The 26314-nt window shown below is 71.1% G+C and carries 24 protein-coding genes; 17 read left to right on the forward strand and 7 right to left on the reverse strand.

Features of this window, described 5'->3' with window-relative positions; translation table 11 throughout:
- Positions 1-27: 27 nt before the first annotated feature.
- Positions 28-405 (reverse strand): TadE family type IV pilus minor pilin, encoded by a 378-nt coding sequence (locus tag C2865_RS04285; protein ID WP_106396930.1) that lies wholly within the window; start codon positions 403-405, stop codon positions 28-30.
- A 7-nt stretch (positions 406-412) separates the two neighbouring features.
- Positions 413-1021, reverse strand: a complete 609-nt coding sequence (locus tag C2865_RS41725) for a DUF4244 domain-containing protein (protein ID WP_198652903.1) — start codon at positions 1019-1021, stop codon at positions 413-415.
- A gap of 355 nt (positions 1022-1376) precedes the next feature.
- On the opposite strand from C2865_RS41725, the gene C2865_RS04300 reads away from it, so the two are divergent.
- Complete coding sequence (locus C2865_RS04300; RefSeq protein WP_157963556.1) at positions 1377-2924, forward strand: hypothetical protein; 1548 nt, start codon at positions 1377-1379, stop codon at positions 2922-2924.
- 388 nt (positions 2925-3312) lie between these two features.
- Here C2865_RS04300 and C2865_RS04305 read toward each other — a convergent pair whose 3' ends face one another.
- Positions 3313-5685, reverse strand: a complete 2373-nt coding sequence (locus C2865_RS04305; RefSeq protein ID WP_106396934.1) for a DEAD/DEAH box helicase — start codon at positions 5683-5685, stop codon at positions 3313-3315.
- A 72-nt stretch (positions 5686-5757) separates the two neighbouring features.
- On the opposite strand from C2865_RS04305, the gene C2865_RS04310 reads away from it, so the two are divergent.
- From C2865_RS04310 to C2865_RS04325, 4 genes are all read left to right on the forward strand, one after another.
- Complete coding sequence (locus C2865_RS04310; protein WP_106396935.1) at positions 5758-6111, forward strand: STAS domain-containing protein; 354 nt, start codon at positions 5758-5760, stop codon at positions 6109-6111.
- 6 nt (positions 6112-6117) lie between these two features.
- A complete protein-coding gene (locus tag C2865_RS04315; protein WP_269802689.1) occupies positions 6118-6483 on the forward strand; it encodes an ATP-binding protein in 366 nt (121 codons plus the stop codon).
- A gap of 437 nt (positions 6484-6920) precedes the next feature.
- The gene (locus C2865_RS04320; protein ID WP_106396936.1) at positions 6921-9191 is read left to right on the forward strand and encodes a sodium-translocating pyrophosphatase; all 2271 of its coding nucleotides are present in this window, start codon (positions 6921-6923) and stop codon (positions 9189-9191) included.
- Positions 9192-9347: 156 nt separating this feature from the next.
- Complete coding sequence (locus C2865_RS04325) at positions 9348-9818, forward strand: SixA phosphatase family protein (protein WP_232835343.1); 471 nt, start codon at positions 9348-9350, stop codon at positions 9816-9818.
- A 144-nt stretch (positions 9819-9962) separates the two neighbouring features.
- On the opposite strand, the gene serB is transcribed toward C2865_RS04325, so the two are convergent.
- Positions 9963-11144 carry a phosphoserine phosphatase SerB gene (gene serB / locus C2865_RS04330; RefSeq protein ID WP_198653043.1) on the reverse strand — a complete coding sequence of 394 codons (1182 nt, stop codon included), beginning with the start codon at positions 11142-11144 and terminating at the stop codon, positions 9963-9965.
- A 565-nt stretch (positions 11145-11709) separates the two neighbouring features.
- Here serB and C2865_RS04335 point away from each other — a divergent pair.
- The 5 genes from C2865_RS04335 to C2865_RS04355 all read left to right on the forward strand — a co-directional run bounded on the left by C2865_RS04335 (position 11710) and on the right by C2865_RS04355 (position 16668).
- The gene (locus C2865_RS04335; protein ID WP_157963557.1) at positions 11710-12846 is read left to right on the forward strand and encodes a hypothetical protein; all 1137 of its coding nucleotides are present in this window, start codon (positions 11710-11712) and stop codon (positions 12844-12846) included.
- A 234-nt stretch (positions 12847-13080) separates the two neighbouring features.
- Positions 13081-13848 (forward strand): PP2C family protein-serine/threonine phosphatase, encoded by a 768-nt coding sequence (locus C2865_RS04340; protein ID WP_106396938.1) that lies wholly within the window; start codon positions 13081-13083, stop codon positions 13846-13848.
- 104 nt (positions 13849-13952) lie between these two features.
- Positions 13953-14333 (forward strand): DUF2752 domain-containing protein, encoded by a 381-nt coding sequence (locus tag C2865_RS04345; protein ID WP_106397481.1) that lies wholly within the window; start codon positions 13953-13955, stop codon positions 14331-14333.
- A gap of 55 nt (positions 14334-14388) precedes the next feature.
- Positions 14389-15084 (forward strand): RDD family protein, encoded by a 696-nt coding sequence (locus tag C2865_RS04350; protein WP_198652905.1) that lies wholly within the window; start codon positions 14389-14391, stop codon positions 15082-15084.
- Positions 15085-15147: 63 nt separating this feature from the next.
- On the forward strand, positions 15148-16668 hold the full coding sequence (locus tag C2865_RS04355; protein WP_106396939.1) for a protein kinase domain-containing protein: 1521 nt from the start codon (positions 15148-15150) through the stop codon (positions 16666-16668).
- Positions 16669-16674: 6 nt separating this feature from the next.
- On the opposite strand, the gene C2865_RS04360 is transcribed toward C2865_RS04355, so the two are convergent.
- Positions 16675-17403, reverse strand: a complete 729-nt coding sequence (locus tag C2865_RS04360; protein WP_106396940.1) for a hypothetical protein — start codon at positions 17401-17403, stop codon at positions 16675-16677.
- Between the two features lie 123 nt (positions 17404-17526).
- Between C2865_RS04360 and C2865_RS04365 the strand changes: the two genes are divergently transcribed.
- Genes C2865_RS04365 through C2865_RS04375 form a run of 3 tightly spaced genes read left to right on the forward strand, consistent with a single transcriptional unit; the run spans position 17527 to position 19379 of the window.
- Positions 17527-18318: an ABC transporter ATP-binding protein gene (locus C2865_RS04365; protein ID WP_106396941.1), complete on the forward strand. Its 792-nt coding sequence runs from the start codon at positions 17527-17529 to the stop codon at positions 18316-18318.
- Positions 18319-18363: 45 nt separating this feature from the next.
- Entirely contained in the window at positions 18364-19119 is a 756-nt protein-coding gene (locus C2865_RS04370) for a sulfite exporter TauE/SafE family protein (RefSeq protein ID WP_106396942.1), read from the forward strand.
- Between the two features lie 35 nt (positions 19120-19154).
- A complete protein-coding gene (locus C2865_RS04375; RefSeq protein WP_106396943.1) occupies positions 19155-19379 on the forward strand; it encodes a hypothetical protein in 225 nt (74 codons plus the stop codon).
- Between the two features lie 7 nt (positions 19380-19386).
- Here the strand turns inward: C2865_RS04375 and C2865_RS04380 are convergent, their stop codons facing one another.
- Both C2865_RS04380 and C2865_RS04385 read right to left on the reverse strand, forming a co-directional pair.
- A complete protein-coding gene (locus C2865_RS04380) occupies positions 19387-20304 on the reverse strand; it encodes a Rieske (2Fe-2S) protein (RefSeq protein ID WP_232835344.1) in 918 nt (305 codons plus the stop codon).
- 141 nt (positions 20305-20445) lie between these two features.
- Entirely contained in the window at positions 20446-22545 is a 2100-nt protein-coding gene (locus C2865_RS04385; protein ID WP_106396945.1) for a molybdopterin oxidoreductase family protein, read from the reverse strand.
- A 137-nt stretch (positions 22546-22682) separates the two neighbouring features.
- On the opposite strand from C2865_RS04385, the gene C2865_RS04390 reads away from it, so the two are divergent.
- Genes C2865_RS04390 through C2865_RS04405 form a run of 4 tightly spaced genes read left to right on the forward strand, consistent with a single transcriptional unit; the run spans position 22683 to position 26038 of the window.
- Positions 22683-23246 (forward strand): RNA polymerase sigma factor, encoded by a 564-nt coding sequence (locus tag C2865_RS04390; RefSeq protein ID WP_332873329.1) that lies wholly within the window; start codon positions 22683-22685, stop codon positions 23244-23246.
- A 2-nt stretch (positions 23247-23248) separates the two neighbouring features.
- Positions 23249-24280: an LCP family protein gene (locus C2865_RS04395; protein ID WP_157963558.1), complete on the forward strand. Its 1032-nt coding sequence runs from the start codon at positions 23249-23251 to the stop codon at positions 24278-24280.
- Between the two features lie 40 nt (positions 24281-24320).
- Positions 24321-24920: an RNA polymerase sigma factor gene (locus C2865_RS04400; protein ID WP_106396948.1), complete on the forward strand. Its 600-nt coding sequence runs from the start codon at positions 24321-24323 to the stop codon at positions 24918-24920.
- Positions 24917-26038: a CU044_5270 family protein gene (locus C2865_RS04405; protein ID WP_269802690.1), complete on the forward strand. Its 1122-nt coding sequence runs from the start codon at positions 24917-24919 to the stop codon at positions 26036-26038. The genes C2865_RS04400 and C2865_RS04405 overlap by 4 nt, the downstream gene beginning before the upstream one ends.
- The last annotated feature ends 276 nt before the right edge of the window (positions 26039-26314 follow it).

Here is a 26314-nt window from a genome sequence, read left to right on the forward strand (position 1 = left end):
TTCGAAGGCAGGGCGGGGGAAGCGGTCTCAGGGGAGGACGGGTGCGGGAAGGCGGTCGGAGGCGGATTCGGCGGGGGTCTCGGCCGTGAGATGGAAGGTGAGAGGAGGGAGGGGAAAACGGGGGAGAGGGCGGAAGGGCGCGGTGAGGGTGAGGAGGGCGGAGTCGGGGTTTCGGGTGATGGTGAGGGTCGTGCCGGGCGGAGTGGCGGACAGGGCCCGGGAGCGGACCTGGTGGAGGGGCTCTCCTCGGGCGGTGGCCCGGGCGGCGGCGTGCAGGGCGTCGAGGCAGGTGAGGCGGGTCGCCGCCGCGGCGATGCCCCAGAGGGCGATCGCCGCGGCGGCCAGCAGGGCGGGAAGGGCCACGGCCACTTCGGCGGTGGCCGTGCCGCGGTCGGTGCGGCGCATGGACGGCTCATCCGGCGAGCTGGAGGGCCCGGTTGATGATCCCTGTCACCAGGGTGCGGACGTCGTCACTGGTGACGATCTTGAAGAGCAGGCCGGCGAAAGCGGCGGCGGCGACGGTCGCGACGGCGTACTCGGCCGTCGCCATGCCGGCGTCGCGGCCGGTGCGAGACAGCGGGGCGGGAGCGTCGTCGGAGAGTCGCGAGTCCTCGACGGTGTCCCGTCGAACGCGAGGTCGTGGGGCTGCGGCGGTACTGGGACGGGCGCCGGGACGTGCAGCAGTGGCGAGGTCGAGGGGCGGCGAAGCACCGGCGACGCTGCCGAGCCGTAGGGCACCGACGATGTTGGGGAGCCGCGGGACGCCGGCCACGTTGTGGAGCCGTGGGGTGATGGCGCTGCGGGGCAGCGGGGCGCTGGTGGCGGCGCGGTTGCGGGGTGGCGGGGCGGCGACGACGTTGGGGAGTCGCGGGGTGCTGGCCACGTCGCGGGGTTGCGGAGCGGCGGCGGCGGCGTTGTGGGGCTGTGGGGTGGTGGTGCTGCGGGGTTGCGGAGCGGGGGCGCGGTCGTGGAGTCGGGGGGTGATGGTGGTGGGGCGGTGGGCGTGAGGGTGCGGGGTCATGGGGGCCTCTTGGTCTCGGCCGGGCCGGGTGCCTGGCGACAACGCCCAGCATGTGCTCCGTCCTTCAAGATCGCTCGGGGCCCTGTGGATAAGTCGAGGTCGGATGGGGGGGGTGGGGAATGGCTGTTCGTCTTGTTCGGGGGCGGGTGGGGGCTCGGTCGACGGGCGGAGGGGCGGGATGTGTCCGGGTCGGGGAATGCAGAAGGCGGGTGTCAAGAGGAAACGGGCGTTGTATTTAGCGTCAGTAGGACTAGAGTTCTGGGACGGGGGATTCGTCGTTCTTTTGTGACTTTTGCTACCGGTGGGTCATATACGCTGCCTCAAGCACTGGGGTACCGGGTGTGCGGAGGGAATCTTGCGCGTGTGGTTCAGGGCGCTGGTGGCCGTGGCTCCGCTGGTGGTGGTGTTGGGAGCCGGTGGAGCGGCGCAGGCGGGGAGCGCTGCGGCGCCCCAGATCTCGCCGGCGGACGGATCGGTCATCACCGCCTCGTCGGTCACCATCAGGGTGAAGTCCGCTCCGGGCGGCGGGACCCTGTACGTGGACGGGGTGCCGGTGGCCACCGGGAAGAACCGGGTGCTCCAGTACACGATCAACGGCAGGACCGAGCCCAACGGGACCCATCGGGTCAGGCTCTCGGCGACGTCGGGACTGCCGTGGGACGCGGCGTCCAGCACGTTCCGGATGGCGGTGCCCGCCTCCGCGCCCAGCGGGGTGACCGCGTCGGCCAAGGGCAACAAGGTGACCGTCCGGTGGCAGAAGGGCGATGAGCCCGACCTGACGGGGTACACGCTCTCGGGGGACCTGGGATCGAGGAGCGTCTCGGCCGGTTCCTGCGGAGCGCAGTGCAGCGTGACGTTGACGGCGCCCGCGTCGGCCAACGGGCAGGCGACGATCCAGGTCGCGGCGAAACGTTCGGGAGCCGCGCCCTCGGGGGCGACGACGCGGACCGTGCGTCTCAAGGGGACGGCGGCGCAGCCTCAGGCGCCCGGGAACGGCAACGCGCCCCAGGGGCCCGGCTCGTCGAACTACACGCCGCCGCCGAACCCGCAGAACCCGCTCTTCCCCACCGTGGCGCCCAACCCGCCGGGATTCTCCACCGAGGACCCCGAAGTCAGCATGGTCTACCCGACGCCCACCGACCCCGCGGTGCTCGACCCGTCCGTGGTCAGCATGGACAACACCGGGCTGACGAACACGCTGGCCGATGAGAGCCTGCAGTGGGGCAAGAGCGTGGCGATAGCGCTCGTCCTGCTGCTGTGCGCCGCGCACCTGGGAGCCTGGACGCGACGCCTGCGCACCGTGAAGGCCACGGGGCCGGGCGGCCTGCGGGTCGTTCCGGGATCCGCCCACGCCCGGGTCGAGGCCAACCGGCTGCACATCGAGGCCGCCCTCGTCGCGGCCAAGGGCGTACCGGCGGAGGACCCTTCGCCCGAGGAGGGCAGGAAGTCCCGGCGGCTCAAGAAGCGCAAGCGCGGGCCGGCGAACCCCGAGCCGGTGGAGCCGGACCTCGGTTCGGTCGTCCAGACCGCAGACCCGGAACAGGACTTCCCGGACGAACTCAACCTCGAGTACACGCCGAAGCGCCTGGATCCCGCAGACGTGCCCGCGGCCGCGCCCGACCCCGTGGCCGGCCTCGACGAGACGAACGTGGACCTCGGGACGAACGAGACCGCGGACGAGGACGAACCAGACCCCGACAGGACGATCCTGGACGGAACGCCCGAGAGTCCCGAAGGCGTCAGGAAGCCGGACGAGGACGGGACCGACGCGGCCCTCGCGGCCCTGGTCGAACTCGCCAAGGCCGACGCCCCGGCCCAGTCGCCCGAACCCGCCGAGGAGGCGAGCGACCGCACCGAGGTCCTCGAACACCCCCGCCGCCGTCGCGGTCTTTTCCGTCGCTGAGGCGGTCGCCCTGGCCCGTCGAAGCGGTGCATTCGGCTCGTGACCGGCCGAAGCCGGACACGCCCCGGGGAGCCGTCGGGGCTGTCGGGTCGAGGTTCTCGAACACGTCAGCCGCCGTGGTGGCCTTTTCCGTCGCTGAGGTGACCGGTCGAAGCCGGACAAGTCCCGCAGAGGCATCGGACTGTCGGGTCGAGGTCCTCGAACATGTCCGCCGCCGCGGTTCCTTCCGTCGCTGAGGTGACCGGTCCGGCCCGTCGAAGGCTCGCAGCCGGTCAGAGTCGGACACGCCCCGGGGTGTCATCGGGGCTGCCGGACCGCGGAAAGTGCCGACCGGAGGAGGCGGCCGTGTTCGGGGAAGCCGCCGGGGCGGCTGATCGCGGTAGGCGGGTCAGGGGGTGAGGAGGACGGACAGGAGGGACAGGGCGTCCTGCTTGTCCAAGGGGTCGTTGCCGTTGCCGCATTTGGGGGACTGGATGCAGGACGGGCACCCGTGGTCGCACTCGCAGGAGGCGATGGCCTGGCGGGTGGCCTGGAGCCAGGGGCGGGCCGCGGTGTAGGCGCGTTCGGCGAAGCCGGCGCCGCCGGGGTGGCCGTCGTAGACGAAGACGGTGAGGCGGCCGGTGTCGGGGTGCAGGGGGGTGGAGACGCCGCCGATGTCCCAGCGGTCGCAGGTGGCGAAGAGCGGGAGAAGGCCGATGGAGGCGTGTTCGGCGGCGTGCGCGGCGCCGGGCGCGTCGAACTCGGGGGTGGCGGCCGCCAGGGACGCCATGGCCTCGGGGGAGAGGGTCCACCAGACGCTCTTGGTGCGCAGGACGCGTTCGGGCAGGTCGAGCGGCTTCTCGCCGATGATCTCGCCGGTGGTGAGGCGGCGCATCTGGTAGGAGACGACCCGGCGGCGGACCTCGACGGTGCCGAAGTGCAGCGTGGCGTGCGCGCCCCAGGCCGCCGACTTCTCCTCGTCGAGGATGTGGATGTCGGTGGTGGAGCGGGCGGACGTGGAGTAGTCGGCGACGGTGGGGGCGACGAGGGCGACTCCGTCGTCGAGGTCCAGGAGGTCCACCAGGAAGGCCTCGCCCTGGTGGACGTAGAGGGCGCCTTCGTGGACGGTGCCGTGCGCCGAGGCCTCGTCGACGGTGCCGAGCAGGCGGCCGGTGGCGGACTCCACGACCTGCACGACGGACGGGCCGGAGCCGCGCAGGTCGGTGGACGGCCGCCGCCGGTCCGTCCAGTACCACCCGGTGGGGCGGCGGCGGAGCAGTCCGCGGGCGGTGAGGTTTTCCACAGCCTGGGGAGACGTCGGCCCGAACAAGGTGAAATCCTCGTCGGTGAGGGGCAGCTCGGCGGCGGCCGAGCACAGGTGGGGTTCCAGCACGTAGGGGTTGGCGGGGTCGAGGACGGTGGCCTCGACGGGCGTGCCGAAGACCGCCGACGGGTGGTGGACGAGGTAGGTGTCCAGCGGGTCGTCCCTGGCGACGAGGACGGCCAGCGCGTCCTGCCCGCCGCGTCCGGCACGTCCGGCCTGCTGCCACAGGGACGCGCGGGTGCCGGGCCAGCCGCAGATCAGTACGGCGTCCAGGCCGGAGACGTCGATGCCGAGTTCCAGCGCGTTGGTGGTGGCGAGCCCGAGCAGGGAGCGGTCGCGCAGGCCGGCCTCCAGGGCGCGGCGCTCCTCCGGGAGGTAGCCGCCGCGGTAGGCGGCGACCTGTTCGGCCAGGTCGGGCGCGGCCTCCGCCAGCGCGCGCCGTGCCGCCAGCGAGACGGACTCGACGCCGCGCCGGGAGCGGACGAAGGCGAGGGTCTGCGCCCCGGCCGCCACCAGGTCGGCCAGCAGGTCGGCCGTCTCGGCGGGGGCGGGCCTGCGGACCTCGTCCTCCAGCAGCGGCGGCTCCCAGAAGGCGAAGGTCATCGCGCCGCGGGGCGAACCGTCCGCGTCGACGGCCTCGACCGGCAGCCCGGTGAGCACCGACGCCGAGGCCGCCGGGTCCGACACCGTCGCCGAGGCGAGGACGAAGACGGGCGAGGAGCCGTACCGGGCGCAGACCCGCCGCAGCCGCCGCAGGATCTGCGCGACGTGCGAACCGAAGACGCCTCGGTAGCCGTGCGCCTCGTCGATCACCACATACCGCAGCCGCCGGAGAAAAGAGGCCCAACGGGAGTGTCCGGGGAGCACTCCGTAGTGCAACATGTCGGGGTTTGTAAGAATTATGTTCGCGTAACGCCGAATCCAGTCCCGGGAATCCGGAGAAGTGTCCCCGTCATAGGAGGCGGCCCGTACGGAGGGAATTTCCAGAGACGACACGAAGCGTTCTTGATCACGGGCGAGCGCCTTGGTCGGCGCCAGGTACAACGTCGTCTCGTCCTCCAGCGCCGCGCTCAGCGCCGGCAGCAGGTAGGCCAGCGACTTGCCCGACGCGGTGCCTGTGGCAATGATCACAGATCGTCCCTCGTGGGCCAGTGAAGCCGCTCTGACCTGGTGTTCCCACAACTCGGGGAAGCCCAGGGCCGCGCGCACCGGATCCGGCACCCAGGCGGGCCATCCCGCGTGCGCGGCGGGCCTGGCGGGCACCACCTCGACGTGCGTCACCCGGCCGCGGCGCCGGGGATCGCGCTGCAGCAGTCGGAGAAGTTCGTGTGTCACCACAGGTTTCCAGTCTGGCACCACGGGAAGGGAAGAGGGAACGCCCCGGCCCCCTGACCGCGGCCCCGGCCCCGGCCGCGCCGCGTGAACAGAGGATTTCGTGTGAACACGTCTCCGGAGCATGGTTGAATTTCGACGGGCGAGCGCTGCGACGTCCGATTACATTGCGGCAGGAATGCGCAGGAGGTTGGTTCTGTGGACCTGAAGGTGAACGACTACACCACCGACGACGGCCTCACGGTCATCAACGTGGAAGGGGAGATCGACGTCTACACGGCGCCGAAGCTCCGGGAGAAGCTCATCGACCTGGTCAACAAGGGCAAGTTCCACCTTCTCGTGGACATGGAGAAGGTGGAGTTCCTGGACTCGACCGGCCTCGGTGTCCTGGTGGGCGGTCTCAAGCGGGTTCGGGCGCACGACGGCTCGCTGGAGCTGGTGTGCACCCAGGAGCGCATCCTCAAGATCTTCCGGATCACGGGCCTGACCAAGGTGTTCGGGATCCACACCTCGCTCGAGGAGGCGCGGGAGAACCGCAAGAGCGCGAAGTAGCCTCCCGTGTCTTCTACAGTCGAGGTCGCGTTCAGCGCCCTGCCGATCCATGTGCGCACCGCGCGCATGATCACCAAGGCGGTCGCGCTGCGCAGCGGTGTGGACGACCCGTTGCTGGACGAGGTGCGTCTGGCGGTGGGCGAGGCGTGCTCGCGCGCCGTCGAGGCGCATCAGAAGCACTGCCCGGAAGAGCCGGTGTCGCTGAGCCTGACCGACGGTGGGGGCCGTTTCTCGGTCTCGGTCAGCGACCGGGCGCCGGACGATCCGGAGGACGGCCTGAGCATGGCCGTGATCAAGGGACTCGCCGACGAGCTCGAGATCGTCTCCTCGGACGGAGGGACGACGATCAGCATGAGCTGGCCGACCCGCTGACCCCCGGGCCCCGAAGATCCACGAAAAGACCCCGCGTCGCCGGACGCGGGGTCTTTTCATGCCCGCGGAACGGGCGCCGCGGAAGAAATTACCTTTCATGTGATGACGTACTGCTTTTTCCAGAAGAAAAGTCGTGCATACCTTCCTTGGGCCCACGGCACGGGAGCCACACGTGCCCCGGACCGCCACAGAAGGCCCACTGACGTTCTGGCGACCACGGCACGAGGTCCCTACACGGCCTGAAGCCACGACGTGCCTTCATACGCGACCTGATCCCGCGGCGCGGATGCGTGTGCGGTTCAAGTTCGGCCCCGGCCCGGAGCCGGGCCGCGGCGGGAGGGGCGAGGCGCTTCACGGACGCGGGCGGGGGCGCGTCCGTCCGGGCGTACGTGCTCCGGGGCGCCGGTACGGGGTCGCAGACGCTCGGGAGGGCACGGATGGGCGAGGTCGCGCTGGGGGGAGGGGACCTCTTCCTCGTCGTCATCGTCGCGGTGGTCGCCCTGCTGGCGCTGGCCGTGGCGGCCGGGCTGGTCCGCGAGGTGCTGGCGGCGGGCCAGGGGACCGTCCGGATGCGGCAGATCGCGGCGGCCGTCCAGGAGGGGGCGAACGCCTACCTCAAGCGCCAGTTCCGTACGGTCGGCGTCTTCGTGGTGCTGATCCCGCTGCTGCTCCTGCTGCTGCCCGCCGAGGGCGCCGGGGTGCGGATCGGCAGGTCGGTCTTCTTCGTCGTCGGCGCGTCGTTCTCCGCGCTCACCGGTTTCGTCGGGATGTGGCTGGCGGTGCGGGGCAACGTCAGGGTGGCGGCGGCGGCCCGGGACGCCGGGGAGCGCAGCGCGATGCGCATCGCCTTCCGGACGGGCGGGGTGGCGGGGATGTTCACCGTCGGGCTGGGCCTGTTCGGCGCCGCCCTCGTCGTGCTGCTCTACCGGGGCGACGCGCCCGTCGTGCTGGAGGGATTTGGGTTCGGCGCGGCCCTGCTGGCGATGTTCATGCGGGTGGGCGGCGGCATCTTCACCAAGGCCGCGGACGTCGGCGCGGACCTGGTGGGCAAGGTCGAGCAGGGCATTCCGGAGGACGACCCGCGCAACGCGGCGACGATCGCCGACAACGTGGGGGACAACGTCGGCGACTGCGCCGGGATGGCTGCCGACCTGTTCGAGTCCTACGCGGTGATGCTGGTGGCCGCGCTGATCCTCGGTGGTGCCGCGTTCGGCACGCAGGGCCTGGTCTTCCCGCTGATCGTGCCGATGATCGGGGTGGTCACCGCGGTGATCGGGATCCTCGCCGTCACGCCGCGGCCCGGGGACCGCTCGGGCATGACGGCGATCAACCGCGGTTTCTTCCTGGCCGCGGCGGTCTCCGCGCTGGCGGTCGCCGCGGCCGCCTTCCTGTACCTGCCGGCCACCTTCGCGGAGCTGGACGGCGGTGCGGGAGTGGACGCCGATCCGCGGGTCGTGGCGATCGGCGCGGTGCTGATCGGCATCGTCCTGGCGGGCGCGATCCAGTTGCTCACCGGCTACTTCACCGAGACCGGCCGCAGACCGGTCCGTGAGGTCACCCAGAGCGCCCGTACGGGCCCGGCGACCGTCATCCTTTCCGGGATGGCCCTGGGCCTGGAATCGGCCGTCTACTCCACTCTCCTCATCGCGGGGGCCATATACGGGGCCTTCCTCCTCGGTTTCGGGAACACCACGGTCGCGCTGTTCGCCGTCGCGCTGGCCGGGACGGGTCTGCTCACCACCGTCGGGGTGATCGTCTCGATGGACACCTTCGGCCCCGTCTCGGACAACGCGCAGGGCATCGCGGAGATGTCCGGCGACGTCAACGGGGAGGCCGCGGCCGTTCTGGAACGCCTGGACGCCGTCGGCAACACCACCAAGGCGATCACCAAGGGCATCGCCATAGCCACGGCGGTCCTGGCGGCGACTGCCCTGTTCGGCTCCTTCCGCACGACCGTGGAGGCGGCGCTGGCGGAGACGGGCGGGGAGGCGCGGCGGGCCATCGGCGCCGCGTTCCTGGACTTCAACCTCTCGGTGGACCAGCCGAACGTGCTGATCGGCCTGCTCGTGGGGGCGTCGGTGGTCTTCCTGTTCTCCGGGCTGGCGATCATGGCGGTGGGGCGCGCGGCGGGGCGCGTGGTGGTCGAGGTCAGGGAGCAGTTCCGCACCAAGCCCGGAATCATGGACTTCTCCCAGAAGCCGGACTACGACCGGGTGGTCGACATCTGCACGCGGGACGCCCAGCGCGAGCTGATCACCCCCGGCCTGCTGGCGATCCTGACGCCGATCGCGGTGGGTTTCGCGCTCGGTTACGCCCCGCTGGGCGCCTTCCTGGCGGGGGCGATCGCCGCGGGCGCGCTGATGGCCGTCTTCCTGGCCAACGCCGGAGGCGCCTGGGACAACGCCAAGAAGGTCGTCGAGGACGGCAGGCTGGGCGGAAAGGGCTCGGAGGCGCACGCGGCGACCGTCATCGGCGACACCGTCGGCGACCCGTTCAAGGACACCGCGGGCCCGGCGATCAATCCGCTGATCAAGGTGATGAACCTGGTCTCCCTCCTGATCGCCCCCGCCGTCGTCACCGCGGCGGGGAACACCGTCCTGCGCGCGGGCGTCACCGTCGTGGTCGTGGCCGTCATCGTGGCGGCGGTCGTCGCCTCCCACCGCCGGGGCGTCCAGAGCCGTGCGCCGGCGCCACAATCCACTCGCTGAGAAGCGGGGGGACGTTCATCCACAGGGCGGTGCGGGAGAGGTCCCCGGGACGCTTACGCTTGGGCGCATGAGTGGTGGTAAGGGGTTCGCCGTCATCTTTGGCGGCATGATCTTGATCATGGTGGTTCTGTGGGCGCTGTCGGCGACGGTAGCCCCGTGAGCAGGAGACTGCTGGTGCTGCGCCACGCCAAGGCGGAGGTCGGGCTGGGCCTGGCCGACCACGAGCGGCCGCTGGCGGAGCGCGGCCTGCGGGACGCCGCCGCGATGGGGGACTTCCTGCGCGCCCAGGGCCTGGAGCCCGGCCTGGTCCTGTGCTCCACGGCGCTGCGCACCCGGCAGACGCTGGAGGGCCTGCGCCTGAGCGCCCCGGCCCGCTTCGAGCGCTCCATCTACACCGGTGACGGCCACGACCTCCTGCACCTGGTGCACGAGGCCGGAGCCGGGGCCGATGGGGTCGGCACGTTCCTGCTGGTCGGCCACAACCCCGCGGTGCACGAGCTGGCGATCATCGCGGGCAACGAGCAGGTCGAGGACTTCCCCACCTGCGCGCTGGCCGTGATCGAGCTGGAGACCTGGCGGTCCCACGGCGGGACCCTCCTGGCCTACCGGACCCCCAAGACCATCTGAGCTCCGGGCCTGGGTCTTTCCGGCCGAGGCCGTGATCGAGCCGGAGGCCTGGCGGTCCTGCGGAGTGCTCTTCTGGCCTACCGAGCCCCCGAGATCACCTGAGCCCCGGGCGCGGGCCTTTCCGGCCGGGAGCGTGCCGGACGGTCAGGAGGGGTCTTCGGCGTCCGCGGCCTCGATCTCGTCGCGGGAGATGCCGAGGAGGAAGAGGATCGTGTCCAGGTAGGGGACGTTGACGGCGGTGTGGGCGGCGCGGCGGACGACGGGCTTGGCGTTGTAGGCCACGCCGAGGCCGGCGGCCTGGAGCATGTCGAGGTCGTTGGCGCCGTCGCCGATGGCCACGGTCTGGGTGATGGGGACGCCCGCCTCCGCGGCGAAACGGCGCAGGGCGTCGGCCTTGCCGGCGCGGTCGATGATCGGGCCCACCACGCGGCCGGTGAGCCTGCCGTCGACGATCTCCAGGGTGTTGGCGGCGGTGTAGTCGATGCCGAGGTCGGCGGCGAGGGCGTCGGTGACCTGGGTGAAGCCGCCGCTGACGATGGCGAACTTGTAGTCCAGGCGCTTGAGGGTGCGCACCAGGGTGCGGGCGCCCGAGGCGAGCTCGATCCTGTCGCGGACCGCGTCGATGGCCGAGGCGTCGAGCCCGGCCAGCAGGGCGACGCGCTCGCGCAGGGAGCCGGCGAAGTCCAGCTCGCCGCGCATCGCGGCCTCGGTGATCTCGGCGACCTTGTCGAGCTGCCCGGCGTGCTCGGCCAGCAGCTCGATGACCTCGCCCTGGATGAGGGTGGAGTCGACGTCCATGACGATCAGGCGCTTGGCCTTGCGGTGCAGCCCGACCCGCTGGACGGCCACGTCCACCTGGGCCTCGGCGGCCTCGGCGGCCAGCGCGGCGCGCAGCGCGGCGGGGTCGGCGCCGGAGACCAGCAGCTCGATCGCGGTCACCGGGTAGCTGGCGAGCCGCTCGATGCGGTCGATGTTGGCGCCGTGGGTGGCGATCCGCCCGGCGACCCCGGCCATCGCGGCGGGGGTGAGCGGGCTGCCCAGCACCGTCACGTGCAGCTGGGAGCGTTTGCGCTTGGGGGTCTTGGAGCCGCCGGTGGACAGCTCCACCTCCATCTCGAGGTCGTCGGCGACCTTCTTGACCGCGTCCCACAGCGACTCGACGCCGGAGGTGTGGGTGACGAGCACGCCGAGCACCAGCCGGCCGCGGATCACGACCTGTTCGACGTCGGAGACCTCGACGGGGAAGTCGGCCAGGGTGCCGAAGAGCCGGGAGGTCACCCCGGGGCGATCCCTGCCGGTCAACGTGATGAGCAGCGTCCGTTCCATACCGGTGCCCACGCTACCGGCCTGCAGTGCCGCCTCGGGCATCGAGTCCAGCATTCGGACGCCTCCGCCCCGGCGGCCGTCCCGCCCCACCCGAGAAACCCCACCTCACCGCCCCCTCCCGCCCGGACGGCACGTCCATGCGAACGGAAGGCGCCCTCCGTTTGGATACCGGATCCCCTTTGGACGTTTCCGTTCCGTGGACGGGGAGAGCGCGGCTCGTACAACGTGTCTGCAGAAGTTCCCTCGCCCGAGACGCCGGTACACGAACCAGGAAAGTACGGCTTGTACAGCGTGTCTGCGGTTCCTCCGGGCGCAGTGCGCCCTGCCGGGATTCGCTCGGCAATGTCCTTGCACCGACCTTCCAAGACGGCTGAAGGCCCGGTATGCGCCCTTGGAGGGATGTGAGGCCGCTCGATGATCTTTTGTTCGGCGAGGTTGGCGCGTAAGGTCCTCGAATCCGGTTCGGGTGGTTCGAAAGAGGCAGGGGATGAGGGCGAGGCGCGGGTCGGGGAGGGCGGTTCTCTCGATGATCGCCGTCTTCCTGGCCACCTGTGCTTTTCCCGCCGTGGTCGCCGAGGTGGCCGGGTGGCGGGTCGTGCTGCGCACACGGGACACGGGTGGTGACTGGTTCTACGGGGTCGCGGCGGCCTCGGCGCGCGCCGTCTGGGTGGTCGGGGAGAGCACCGGTCGTGACGGGCGCGAGAGGCCGGTCACCTACCACTGGGACGGTGGGCGCTGGAGCGTCGGTGAACTGCCGGTCAGGCCGGCGATGCGCGAACACCGGGGGTCGGAGAACGGTACGAGGCTCAGCGCGTCGAGTGATCGCAACGCCTGGCTTCTTCTGCCAGGCGCATTCAGGTTCGAGTCCAAGGACGATCCCGCATGCGGAGGCACCGTCCAGACCGCCGAGAAGAAGGGCCTCTCCCGGGTCTCCAGGCTGCTGCGCTGGGACGGTTCCGGTTGGCGGACCGCGCTGACGGTCGAGGATGCCGTTATCACGTCCGTCGTGGCGGCGGGTGAGAGAGAAGCGTGGGCTTTCGGGGAGGATCTCCAGGGCCAGATCGTCCTCAGATACGACGGAACGAAGTGGAGCAGACAGGCCAGTCCGCTCCATGTGGACGATGCCAAGAGGGACGGAGCCGGAGCCTGGGCGGTGGGGGAGTCGGTCGCAACCGGGCAGCCGGGCGTCTGGTATTTCGGCGGTGCCCGTCCGCGCCACATCCCCTTCGGCGGGATCCACCCGGAGAGCAGGCGCGCCACGAAGAAGAGGAGCGGCCTCCGGACGCTCTTCTCCTCGCTCGCCGTTCTCGGACGTGGCGAGGTCGCCGTGAGCGGTCTCGTCTACGTCCACCGGGGATGTGTCATACCCGAATGGGCGTTGGTGCGGGAGAAGCCCTACCAATTGCGCTGGAACGGCGGTTTCTGGAGCCGCGAACGAGGTCTGGAGGCGACCCAGGTGTTCTCCCAGGCCTCCGACGGGCAAGGAGGCCGCTATGCAATCAAATTGTCGTACGTCGGCTTGCCCGGCTCCTCGAAGGTCATGCACCGCACGGCCTCGGGCCGCTGGCGCGACCAGAAGTTCCCCGGGCGGCACCCGCTCGCCGTGTTCCTTCTCCCCGGTACCCGGACGGTCTACGTCGTCGGAGCGGACTCCGAGGGCGGGGAGGGCTACAGGGGTGTCATCGCAAGGTTCACTCCTTGACCCGGAGGCGGCCGAGGGGCCTCATTCCGGGGTGGTAGGTAAGGCGAATGGTCTGGCTCCGGAGACTGATCCCGGAATGCTCAAGGGCGCAGTAGCTTGAGAGGGAAGCAGAAAGCAGCCCTGTGGACCGGACGGAGGGACAGTGACCCACTACGCTGACCGGAGACCGTTCGCAGGGTCGCTAGGCGCGGTGGTGTAATGGACTGCCGCAAGGAGATCGTCATCGAAACTGGTATGAACGTCGCAATCAGGTATGCAGCGGGTTCCGACATCGGTTGTAACCGGGAGAACAACGAGGACTCCGGGTACGCCGGTCCCTGCCTCCTGGCCGTAGCGGACGGGATGGGCGGTTACGCCGGCGGCGAGGTCGCCAGCTCCACCGTCATCAACGCGCTGCGCCGGTTCGACGCTCCGGTGGCCGACACGGAGCTGCAGGGCACCCTCGCCCGGGCCGTCGCCGAGGTCAACAAGGCACTGGGGCAGGCCATTTCGGCACATCCCGAGCTCAACCGGATGGGCACCACCCTGACGGCGATGCTCTGGAACGGCACCAGCAAGTTCGCGATCGCCCACATCGGGGATTCCCGCGCCTACCTCCTGCGCGACGGCGTGCTCTTCCAGATCACCAGCGACCACACCCTCGCGCAGCTCCTGGCGGACGGCGGCGACGCCGGGGAGAACTCGCACCTGTCCCACATGCTCTTCAAGGTGCTGGACGGCGGCCCTGACCGCGATCCCGACCTCGCGCCCCGCGACGCCCGCCTCGGCGACCGCTACCTGCTGTGCTCCGACGGCCTGTCCGGCCCGGTCGGACCGCAGGAGATCTTCGACATCCTCTCCGCCGAGAAGGAGCGGGAACAGGCCGTGGCCAGGCTCATCGAGGCCGCGCGCGCCCACGGCGGGCCCGACAACATCACCTGCGTCGTGGCAGATGTGCTCGAAGCAGAACCAGGAGCCCCGCTCCAGCGTCCCACCCTGGTGGGAGCGGTCGCGGGAGCCTGACCATCACGGTCTGGTCCCACGACGATCCCCCGGCTTGACAGTGGCAGTGGTCAGGCCGGTATAAGGGGTCGACAAAGGGACGAGCAGGTCGGGTGGAGGCTTTCATGACGGGGGTAGCGGCGCTGCGCCGTCCCGTCGGGACGGCCGCGGTCAGGTCCGTGGCGATGGCGGCGCTCGCGCTGTCCGTCGCGTTCGCGCACGGGGTCCACGATCCCGGGATCCTGTGCCCCATCCGAGCGTTGACTGATCTTCCCTGCCCCTTCTGTGGCGGCACTACCGTCTTCATCGAACTGGGGTCCGGGCATCCGGTCCGGGCACTGACGGCCAACCCCCTGGTGTTCGTCGGGGCGATCGTCTTCGCCCTGGCGCCGTTGGGGCTGGGGGCGCGATGGCAGGCGTGGGGACCGCGGGTGCGTGCCTGGATTCTCGGCACGGCCATAGTGGGCTCCGGTATCTGGCAATTTGCCCGATTTGGAGTCTTCTGACAGCGCACGCCGAACCCGGCTGACGCAACGGCATCATTCACGAGGAGAAGTCAACGTGGGAAACCCCCCCTACGACCCTTACGGTCAGCACCAGCCCGGTTATGGGCAGCAGCCTCCCGCGAACCCGTACGGCGGCCCGCAGACCCCGCCGCCGCAGCCTCCGGCCTACCAGGCCTCGCCGCCTCCGGCCTACCCCGCGCAGCCTCCGGCCTTCCCCGCGGCCGCGCAGCCGCAGTACGGCGTACCGCAGCAGCAGCCCTACGGCTACGCGGGCGGCGCGTACGGCGCGTACGCCAGCTGGGGCCCGCGCTTCGCCGCGACCCTGGTCGACGGCATCATCGCCGGCATCCCGGCGGGCATCCTGTACTTCATCGCGACCGCCCTGTTCGTCAGCGACGCGGCCGACATGACGTACGACCCCGCCACCGGCTCCTTCAGCGGCGGCGGCTCGGGCGCCGGCGGCATGCTGGTGATGCTGCTGGGCTACGCGGTCAGCTTCGCGATCATGCTCTTCTTCCTGTACCAGCAGGGCACGACGGGCCAGACGCCGGGCAAGAAGCTCACCAACATCCGGGTGATCAGCGAGCAGACCGGCCAGCCGATCGGCTTCGGCATGACGTTCGTGCGCTACCTGGCGCACATCCTGGACGCGCTGCCCTGCTACGTCGGCTACCTGTGGCCGCTGTTCGACGCCAAGAAGCAGACCTTCGCCGACAAGGTCATGAACACCGTCGTCGTCCGCTCCGTCTGACGCCGGCGTCTCGCGGGGCGCCCCTCCAGGGGCGCCCCGCATCTTCGTTTCCGGGAGGTTGCCTTGCACGAGGGCCTGGTACTCGCCGACCGCTTCGAGCTGGTGAGGAAGATCGGCCAGGGCGGCATGGGCGCCGTCTGGGAGGGCCGCGACACCGCGCTCGGCCGCAGGGTGGCGATCAAGACCCTGGTGGTCAGCCCCACCGCGGAGGCGGTGCGCCGCTTCCGCGGCGAGGCGCAGATCGGCGCGGGCCTCTCCCACCCGGGGATCATGGTCGTGCACGACATCGGCCAGTACGAGCAGGCGCTCTACCTGGTCATGGAGTACCTCGAGGGCAGCGACCTGAAGACCCTCATGGAGCAGGGCCGCCTCCCGCTGGAGCGGACGCTGGAGATCGCCGCCGAGCTGCTCGGCGCGCTGGGCGCCGCGCACGCCCAGGGCGTGGTGCACCGGGACGTCAAACCCGGCAACGTGATGATCCTGGACAAGGGCGGGCTGAAGATCCTGGACTTCGGGATCGCGCGGTTCACCGACGCCACCCTCACCGGCTCGGTGGTGGGGACGCCCGCCTACATGGCGCCCGAGCAGTTCACCGGTGACACCGAGGTGGACGGCCGGTGCGACCTGTACTCCTTCGGCGTCATGCTCTACGAGATGGTCGTCGGGCGGCCCCCGTTCGAGGGCGGCACGCTGCCGGAGTTCGTCTACGCCCACCTGCAGAAGGTCCCGGACCCGCCGCGCGCGGCCCGTCCGGAGCTGCCGGAGTCGCTGAACAGGCTGATCGTCGACCTGCTGGCCAAGGACCCCGCGAGCCGCCCCCGGACGGCCGAGGCGGCCCTCCAGCGGCTCGACTTCGTGCGCGACGAGCTCAGGCAGGGGCCCGCCCGTACGTTCGGGCCGCCCTCTCCGCGCACGCCGTACGCCCGGACACCGCCGCCGTTCGCGAACGACCTCTCCCAGGGGCCCGTCACGCCCCCGCCCGTGGAGCTCCCGTTCTCCCAGCCCACGTCGCCCGCGCAGAATCCCGCCTACGGGGCGGCGGCCTACGGCCCGGCGGCGGGCTGGGCCCCGACGCAGCCCCCGTCCTACCAGCGGCAGCCCGTTCCGGCGCAGTTCGGCCACGGCTACGCCCAGCAGCAGTACCAGCAGCCCTTCCAGCAGATCCCCGGGGCACGGCGTCCCGCCTCGTACGGGCGCAGGGCCGGCGCGTTCGTGGTCGACTGGTTCCTCGGATTCGTCATCGTGATCATGTTCGTGGTCGCGATGACCTGGAACGACGATCCGGACGCGCCGCTCAGCGATCCCCAGGGCGTGGCGATGCTCCTCGTCTGGGCGATCGTGTACTTCGTCTACGGGATGATGGAGGGCCTGCTCGGGTTCAGCCCCGGCAAGGGGATGTTCATGCTGCGGGTGGAGGACGCCCGGACAGGGGAGCGGATCGGGGTGGCCCGCGGCGTGGCCCGGGTCTTCGCCCAGATCATCAACTGGTGGTCGCTGCTGATCGGCTACCTGAACCCGCTGTGGGACGCGCAGAAGCAGACCTTCGCCGACAAGGTGTGCGGCACCAGGGTGACCCGGGCCTGAACGATGTCATCTCGCCGGTTCGAAGACCGCGCCGTGCGCGGCGACGCGGGCGCGGCGGACCGCCTGGTCCAGCAGGGTCAGGGCGTCGGAGCGGCGGGCCATCTGGCCCGCGGTGAGGTTGTGTCCGGCGATCCCGCCGGCGAGCTCCAGGACCATGGTCAGCCGGGTGGCCAGCGCGTCGACCCGGTGGGCGCGGGCCGGGTAGCCGGGGGCGAGCCCGCTGTCGGCGTCGTCGCGCAGCGCCTTGAGCACCCCGGAGCGGTCGCCGTTGATGTCGTCCAGACCGCTCATGATCTCGGTGACCTCGCGCATCGCCAGCGAGAGCCCGCGCTCGGCGTCGGCCAGCGACGGCACGTCCGGCGGGACGCTGCGCGCGGGCAGCAGCTCCCAGCGGGTGCCCTGGTAGGACGAGCCGCGCCGGTCCTCGACCGGGACCATGCCGATCGCGGTGCCCTCCAGCAGGACGACGACGCCCTCTCCCGCCTCGACCGCCGCCTGGTTGAACTCGGCGGGGCCGGACAGGCCCAGCGGATCGCCGGGGGCCGGCAGCGCCAGCCGCAGCCCGGTGAGGCCGCGCGGGCGCAGCTCGGCCAGCCAGGAGCGCAGCGGGACCTGGCCCGCCAGATGCGGCCCGGGGCGTTCGACCGCGTCCACCGCCTCGTCGAGGCCGACATGGCCGGTGAGCCAGGCGTTCGCCCAGGCGACCAGCGTGGGAGAGGGACGGAAGCCGTGCATGACAAACACGATAACCGGCTTTCGGAGCATCTCCCGGGGAGTGCGCCGGGGGCGGCGCCGCAATTCCCATAGAACAGGGGCACCGCGCCCTGCCTGCAATAAGGTTGACGCTGGAGGATCTGAATGAGCGGTGAGGTACTGAGGCTCGAGGGCGTCGTGATCCGGCGCGAGGGAGCCGTTTTGCTCGGCGGCGTGGACTGGACGGTCGACGAGGGCGAGCGCTGGGTGGTCATCGGGCCGAACGGGGCGGGCAAGACCACGCTGCTCCAGGTGGCGGCGACCACGCTCTACCCGACCGAGGGCCGGGTGGAGGTGCTGGGGGAGAGGCTCGGCCAGACCGACGTCTTCGAGCTGCGGCCCCGGATCGGGTTCGCCAGCGCGTCGGTGGCCGAGAAGGTGCCGTCGGGCGAGACGGTCATGGACCTGGTGCTGACGGCGTCGTACGCGATCCTGGGGCGCTGGCAGGAGGAGTACGACTCCACGGACGTCGGCCGCGCGGTCGCCCTGCTGGAGGCCCTGGGCTGCACCGAGCTGGTGCGCAGGCGCTTCGCCACCCTCTCGGAGGGGGAGCGCAAGCGCGTGCAGATCGCCCGCGCGCTGATGCCGGACCCGGAGCTGCTCCTGCTGGACGAGCCCGCCGCGGGCCTCGACCTGGGCGCCCGCGAGGAGCTGGTGGGCCGGTTGGCGCGGCTGGCGGAGGATCCGGCGGCGCCGGCGATGGTGCTGGTCACCCACCACCTGGAGGAGGTGCCGCCCGGCTTCACCCACGCACTGCTGCTGCGCAGGGGCGGGGTGGTGGCCGCCGGCAAGGTGGACGAGGTGCTGACCGGTGGGAATCTCAGCGACTGCTTCGGCATCCCGCTGCAGGTGGAGCAGCACAACGGCAGGTGGTACGCCCGGTCCGCCCTGGCATGACCCTGATGTCGAGGTGATCCGGGCCGCTCCCTACGATCGGTCACCATGACACCGTGGGAAGCGGTCGCGATCTTCGCGGCGGGGACGGCCGCCGGCGGGATCAACGCCGTCGTCGGGTCGGGTTCACTGATCACGTTCCCGACCCTGGTGGCGCTGGGCTACCCGCCGGTCCTGGCGAACGTCTCCAACAACATCGGGCTGGTGCCGGGCGCCGTCGCCTCCTGCTGGGGGTACCGGCGGGAGCTGGCGGGGCAGTCCGGGCGGCTGGTCCGGCTGGGCGCCGGTTCGCTGCTCGGCGCGATCGCCGGCGGGCTGCTGCTGCTGAGCCTGCCCGAGTCGGCGTTCAAGATGATCGTCCCGGTGCTGATCGTGGTCGCGCTGGTGCTGGTGGTGGTGCAGCCGCGGCTCAACGCCTGGGTGCGCAAGCGGCGTACGAGCGAGGCCGGGCACGGCGGGCCGCTGTTGTGGGTCCTGGTCTGCCTGGCCGGGGTCTACGGCGGTTATTTCGGTGCTGCCCAGGGCATCCTGCTCATCTCACTGCTCGGCATCTTCCTGCCCGACGACATGCAGACCCTCAACGGGATCAAGAACGCGCTGAGCGGGATCGTCAACGCCACCGCGGCGGTGCTGTTCATCCTGATCGCCGAGGTCGACTGGGCGGTGGTGGGGCTGATCGCCCTCGGCGCGGTCCTCGGCGGCTACACCGGCGCCTCGGTGGGGCGCAGGCTCCCGCCCTGGGCGTTGCGCGGTGTCATTGTTTGTGTGGGTCTGGTGGCGATTGTGAAGCTCGTCACCGGGTAGAACTCGAACATGGGTTCTCATGGTGGGGGAATGCGGTGAAGGGCGACCGGGTCGAGATCGTGGTGGAGTCCGGCGAGGCCCTGCGGACGTACGACGTCGTGGCGACCAAGGCCGGCCGGCGGGTGGAGATCAGCAACCGGCGCGGGGTGATCGAGGTCAGCGAGGTCACCCGCACCGGCACCCCGGTGCGCACGGCGCGGTTCATGGCCAGCAGGGTCGTGGCCCTGGTCGAGCACCCGATGGACGAGGGCGCGGACTAGCGGCCGCTCAGACCGGGCGGACCTGCACCATCCCCGTCTCGCTGGTCCGGGTGTCGAAGGCCGGCTGGCGGCTGGTGGCGGGGCCGTCGACGACCGCGCCGTCGTCGACCCGGAAGGTGCTGCCGTGCCAGGGGCAGACCACGCAGACCTCGTCGTGCACCCGCACCACCCGGCCCTGGTGCAGCGGTCCCGCCAGATGGGCGCAGGCGTCGGCCAGCACCCGCACCTCGTCGCCCAGCCGCAGCACGAACAGGTCGATGTAGCCCAGGGAGCGGTGCACGGGCCAGCCGTCGGGCAGCTCGTCCAGCGCGCACAGGTCGTGCCAGCCCAGCGGGACGAGGTGGGAGATCGAGGGGGCGTGGTTGGCGCCCGCGGCCTGCCGGAAGGCCAGGTGGCCGCCCAGGTAGCTGCCGGCCATCATGCTGCCGAGCCCCAGGAGGCTCAGCGCCTTGCCGGTGCCGTGGTCGCCGCGCGTCCGCGCCAGCAGCGAGGCCCCGTACAGCAGGTTGGTCAGGCCCATCCCCATCGCGTGGACCAGGCCGACCCGCTGCTGCTCCCGGTGCAGGCTGGACCAGTCGGCCAGGCCGGTGAGCACCGTGGGCACCGAGGTGGCCAGGCCGAAGGCGATCAGGACGCGCGAGGACCGCCGGGTGCCCGGGAAGAGGTCCAGCAGCGCGGCCGAGCAGTAGGCGCCGATGGGCAGGTCGGTCAGCGGCGCGTGCACGGGATGCCCGAACGGCACCCCGTGCAGGACGTTGCGCAGCGGCCCCGGCGGCAGGGCCTTGCGCACGGCCTTGGAGATCGTCCGGATCGCCCCGTCCAGGGCCGAGTCCAGCTCCAGGCGCTCGGCGAGCGCCACCGGGTGGGCCCGGGTGCCGCCCCGCGCCCCGTTCTTGGTGATCCTGCCTGCTCGTTCACGATTCACTGGCTGACATCCCATCTGCCCGGTGCAGGCGTTCCGACGGTCATCCACCTTCCCCAAGACGTTCCCCCTCCGGCCGGGGGGATAACGGTGACGGGCGGCGCCTTCGGGGCCCGGGGGGCGGGCCCCCCGGGCCGACCGGGGTCAGCCGACCCGCTCCAGGCGGACGGGAACCCCGTTGAACACGGCGTTGCCGGACAGGACGTCGATCTCCTGCTCGTCGGTCAGCGTGTTGACGCTCACCCCGGCGTGCTCGGCGGCCACCCGCGTCCGGGTGCCCGGCCGGGAGTGGCCCCAGCCGTGCGGCAGGCTCACCACGCCCGGCATGATCTCGTCGTTCGGCTCGGCCTGCGCCTCGACCTCGCCCGCCCGCGAGGTGACCCGGACGGTGTCGCCCGCCCCGACGCCCAGCCGCTCGGCGTCCGCGGGGTTCAGCCGCAGCGTGCAGGTGTTGGAACCGCCCACCAGTTCGGGGATGTTGTGCATCCAGCTGTTGTTGGACCGCAGGTGGCGTCGGCCGATCAGCACGAAGCCGTCGGCGGGGCGGGCGGCGCGCAGCCGCTCCACGTCCTTGGCGAACGGCTCGGGGCACAGGTCGATGCGCTCCAGGACCAGGACCTCCGCCAGCCGGGGCTGGAGCGGGCCCAGGTCGATCCCGCCGACCGTCTCGGCCAGGGTCAGCCCGTAGGGGCCGAGGCGGAGCATCATGTCCAGCCGGGTCTCGGCGGACGGGGGGCCGAGCTCGGCCCGCAGGTCCTCCCGGCCAGCCTTCTTCAAGGTGGTCTGGATGACGAACTCGTCGACGTCCCGCGGGTCCGCCCCGGTCAGCTCGCCGACCAGCCGTGCCATGATCTCCGACTCGGACGGCCGGTCGCCGCGGTCGGCGGCGGGCGGGGAGTAGCGCGCGTAGTTGCGGACGGTGAACGCCAGCAGCGCCACGTCGTAGTGCGGGGTGCGGGTGTGCGGGGGAGGCGGCAGGACCACGTCGGCGTGGCGCGTCGTCTCGTTGACGTACGGGTCGACGCTGACCATGAACTCCAGGTTCTCCAGCGCGCGGCCGATCCGGTCGCCGTTCGGCGCGGACAGGACGGGGTTGCCGCCCACGGTGATCAGCGCCTTGATCTGGCCTTCGCCCTCGGTCTCGATCTCCTCGGCGAGGGTGGCGACGGGCAGCTCGCCGTTGACCTCCGGCAGGCCGCGGACCCGGCTGTGCCAGCGTCCCGTCCGGTAGGGGCGGGAGCGTCTGCCGACGGAGTGCGCGGCCTTGGGGAACATCGCGCCGCCGGGCCGGTCCAGGTTGCCGGTGAGCACGTTCAGCGCGTCGATCAGCCAGGTCGCCAGGGTGCCGAACTCCTGGGTGCAGGTGCCGATCCGGCCGTAGACCACGGCGGGCTCGGCCGCGGCCAGCTCGCGGGCGATCTCCCTGACGGCCTGCGCCGGGACGCCGGTGATCTGCTCGGTGGCCTCGGGGGAGAACTCCCCGGCGAGCTCGCGCAGCTGCTCCAGGCCGTCCACCTCGTGGCGGAGCCGGGTCAGGCCCTCGGCGAACAGGGTGTGCACGATCGAGAACAGGAACCAGGCGTCGGCTCCGGGGCGGAGCGGGACGTGCCGGTCGGCGAGCTCGGCGGTGCGGGTGCGGCGCGGGTCCACCACGACGAGGCGCCCGCCGCGGCGGCGCAGCTCCTTCAGCCTGCCGGGGAAGTCGGGGGCCGAGCAGAGGCTGCCGTTGGACTCCAGCGGGTTGGCGCCCAGCATCAGCAGGTAGGAGGCGCGGTCCAGGTCGGGCACCGCGATGGCCAGCGGGTCGCCGAGCATGTAGCCCGCGCTGACGTGCTTGGGCATCTGGTCGGCGGTGCTGGCGCTGTAGAAGTTCTTCGTGCCGATGCCCTTGATGAGCAGCGACCCGTAGAGGGAGCCGGCGACGCTGTGCGCGCTGGGATTGCCCAGGTAGATCGCGACCGCGTCCTTGCCGTAGGTGTCGATGATGCGGCGCAGCCCGTGGCCGGCGGCCTCGAAGGCCTCCTCCCAGCCCGCCTCCCCGCCCCGGACGAGCGGGGCGGCCAGTTTGTCGGGGTCGTTGTCCAGGCGCCCGAAACTCGCGCCCTTGGGGCAGATGAAGCCCTTGCTGAACGGATCGTTCTTGTCACCGCGGACCTTGATGACCTTGTCGTCATCATCCAGGGTGAGCTCCAGGCCGCACACGGCCTCACACAGCGGACATGTCCTGAACGCGGTTCGGGTCATGGGTGTATGTAACCACTTACCCCGGATCGGGGACAGGGCCGCCCGTGCCCGACGGGGGCATGAACCCTTTTCCCGGCGAGTGGCGAGATAACGGTGACCTGCTCCCTACGGAAGGCCGCAATGGCATGGTGACGTCCGTGCGGTCGGACGACTCGGCCCTCATCGCGGAATCACTGCGACGGCCCGAGGCGTTCGCGGAACTCTTCGACCGGTACTCGGGGCTGCTGTACCGCTACACCTCCCGCCGCCTCGGCCCGCAAAGCGCCGAGGACCTGGTAGGCGACACCTTCGCGATCGCCTTCGCCAAACGCGCCAGGTACGACACGTCCTACACCGACGCCCGCCCCTGGCTGTTCGGCATCCTCACCAAGCTCATCTCCCGCCACCACCGGCGCGAAGCCGCCCGCTACCGCGCGTGGGAGCGCAGCGCCCCGCCCGCCGCGCACGTGGAATCCCCCGCCGACCGGGTGGAAGCGGGCGTGATGGCGCAGGCGTCACGCGGCGAACTCGCCCTCGCGCTGGCCGCCCTCTCGGCGGGGGACCGGGACGTGCTGCTGCTCGTGGCCTGGGGCGACTGCTCCTACGAGGAGGTCGCACGCGCCCTGAACATCCCGATCGGGACCGTGCGCTCCCGCCTCAACCGCGCCAGACGCAAGGTCCGCGCCGCGCTGGGCGACGTCAACCCGCTGGAAGGAGAATGACGATGGACGACCTGCAGATGCTCCGCGACCTGGGCCGCGACCTGGAACACGAACCCCCGGCCTCCCTCGTCCGGCAGCGGGAGCGCATGTACGGCCGCCGAACCGGCAGGCCGTCCCGCCCGAAGAGCTGGCTCGTCCTGGGCGTGGCCGCCGCCGTCACGGCCTCGGCCCTCCTGGTCCCCCGCCTGCTCTTCCACAACGAGACGGGACACCTGAACGTCCTGGACGACCCGGGCACCGTCGAAGGGACGAAGCCGGACCAGGACGTGAACATCCTGCTCCTCGGCTCCGACCGCAGAGCGGGCCGGAACACGGAGAAGGAGGCGGCCCGATCCGACACGATCATCGTGGCGCACGTTCCGGCCGACGGCCGCGGCGTGAAGGTGGTCAGCATTCCCCGCGACACCCTCGTGGACGTTCCGGACTGCCGGGACCGGGACGGGCGGACGGTTCCGGGAGGCCGGTCGGTGATCAGCCGGGCTTTCACCACCGGCGGCGCGGAGTGCGCCCGCAGGACCGTCGAGAATTTGGCCGGGATCACGCTCGACCACACCGTCGTCTTTGGTTTCGACGCCTTCAAGAGGGCGGTGGACGCTGTGGGCGGGGTGGAGGTCGACGTCAAGGTCGATATGGAGGATCCGAAAGCGAAACTGTCGCTTTCCAGGGGGCTCCAAACCCTGCGAGGGGAACAGGCGCTCGCCTATGCCCGCGCTCGATACAACCTCGGTGACGGCTCTGACCTGGGTCGGATCGCGCGGCAACAGGAACTCATGACAGCCATCCTCAAGAAGGTGAAACCTCAGCTGGGTGACCTGGCGAAGATCTCGAAGCTGGTCGACGCGGTCGCTCCTCTCCTGTCGGCGGACGAGAAACTGACTTCAGACGTGGTCCTGCGGATCATCAGTACCTTCGCCCGGTCCGACAACCGGACGGTCGCCTTCGCCACCGCACCCTGGGAGCCCGCCCCTGACGATCCGAACCGCCTCGTCCTGAAGCAGCCCGACGCCGAGCGGCTCTGGCAGAGTCTCCGCTGAAAGGCCGGAACCCCCGGGCGGGTACGGACACAAGAGGAATGTGACCCTTCACAGCAGGACCGACCTCGAGTTGTGGGGCGCGGCCGTGGCAGGGGACGAACAGGCCTTCGGGGAGTTGTTCGCCCGCCACGGCCGCGTCGTCTACAACTTCTGCTTCCGCCGGACGGCGGACTGGTCGGCGGCCGAGGACCTCGCCTCGGTCGTCTTCCTGGAGACCTGGCGCCGACGTGAGCACGTCCGATTGGAGGGCGGCTCGCTCCTTCCCTGGTTGTACGGGGTGGCCACCAACGTGCTGCGCAACCACCAGCGTTCGCTCCGGCGGTACGGCGCGGTGCTCGCGCGCGTTCCCGAGCCCGTCGCGCCGGAGGAGGACGCCGACCTGGTCGCCGCGCGGCTGGACGACCAGCGCCGCATGCGCGAGGTCCTCGACCGGATCGCCCACCTTCCCCGCAGGGACCGGGAGCTGCTGGCCCTCTGCGTCTGGGAGGGGCTCACCTACACCGAGGCGGCCGCCGCCCTGGGCATCCCCGTCGGCACCGTCCGCTCCCGCCTCAGCCGCATCCGCGCCGGACTGAAGGAACCGCCCCCACTACCCGGACACAGAAGGAGAAACAACGCACTCAGGGAGGAACTGTCATGAACTCTCTCCCCCCTCGACGGGACCTGCCTGACCTGCAGACCCGGAGGAACCACCTGATGTCCGAGATACGCACCCCGCAACCGAGGCGCTCCCGGCGCCTCCTCCTCGGCGGCCTCCTCACCGGCGGCCTGGCCGCGGCCCTGGCCGGAGGCGTCGCCGCCACCGTCCTGCTGGGCTCCTCCACCGGCCCCGCCCGGCCCGGGGGCCAGGAGGCTCCGCGCTTCGCCACGCTGGAGAGCCCCTCGATCCGGCTGGCGTCCGCCACCGACATCCTGAAGCGCGCGTCCAAGGCAGCGGCGGCCGAGCCCGAGCTCTCCCCGAAGCCCGGCCAGTACCTCTACTTCGAGTCCAAGAGCTACCAGGACACCGTCCAGTGGGGCATGCAGGACGAGAAGGGCGACGAGGTCCCGCCGGAGAGGTTCACCGACAACGTCCACCGCAAGACCTGGTTCTCGGTGAGCGGTGAGAGGGCGAGTCTTCTGCGCACGACCGACGACGCCTTCTCCGACAACCCGGTCGACGGGCAGCCCGGATGGGGCCAGATCTGGTTGTGCAACGACTGGCCGCATGTGAAGGTCGACGTGGACAACCCGCCCGACGACGACCCCCGCTGCCGGCTGGAGGGCGGCGGATCCGACAAGTACCTGCCGGACCTGCCGACCACCGCCGAGGCCATGTACAAGTGGCTCTACGACAACAGCCAAGGCGGCAACCCCGCGGACGTGCAGGCCTTCGTCACGGTCGGTGACACCATCCGGGAGGCCTACATCCCGTCCAAGGCCCGCGCCGCGCTGTTCGCCGCGGCGTCCCGGATCCCGGGGGTCACCGTCACGCCGAACGCCACCGACCTGGTCGACCGGCAGGGCATCGCCGTGGGCCAGACCTACCAGGGCCTGCGCCGTGAGTTGATCTTCGACGCGAAGTCCTACCGCTACCTGGGGGAGCGCGAGGTCGTCGACTACGACACCTCCTTCGCCCCCGCAGGGCCCAAGAGCGAGGGGCAGAAGCCCTGGACCCCGCCCGCCGAGATGCGCGAGCACCTGAAGGCCGGGCACATCACCTACGAGAGCGCGGAGCTCCGCGTCGGGCTGGTCGACAGGCTGACCCAGGAGCCCTGACCCGTTCCGAAAGCCCCCGCCGGCTCCTCCGGCGGGGGCTTTCGCGTGTCCGGGGGCCAGGTGTGTCACCGGGGGGCTCGGAGGCGCTGTTGATTGTGAGGTCTCTGTTACAGAACATCCGGAAGATTGGGGAGTCGTACAGGAGGGACTGATCGTTGGGGAGTGAGGAAAACGAGGTAGGAAGGGTACCGATTTGCAACTTGGTGTGCTTCCAACCGTCATGGGTGTCCGATATGTTGCGCTCTACTTCCTGGTAACCACGGGAAAACGGCTGGT

This window comes from Actinocorallia populi (genome assembly GCF_002995495.1).
GTDB classification, from domain to species: domain Bacteria; phylum Actinomycetota; class Actinomycetes; order Streptosporangiales; family Streptosporangiaceae; genus Actinocorallia; species Actinocorallia populi.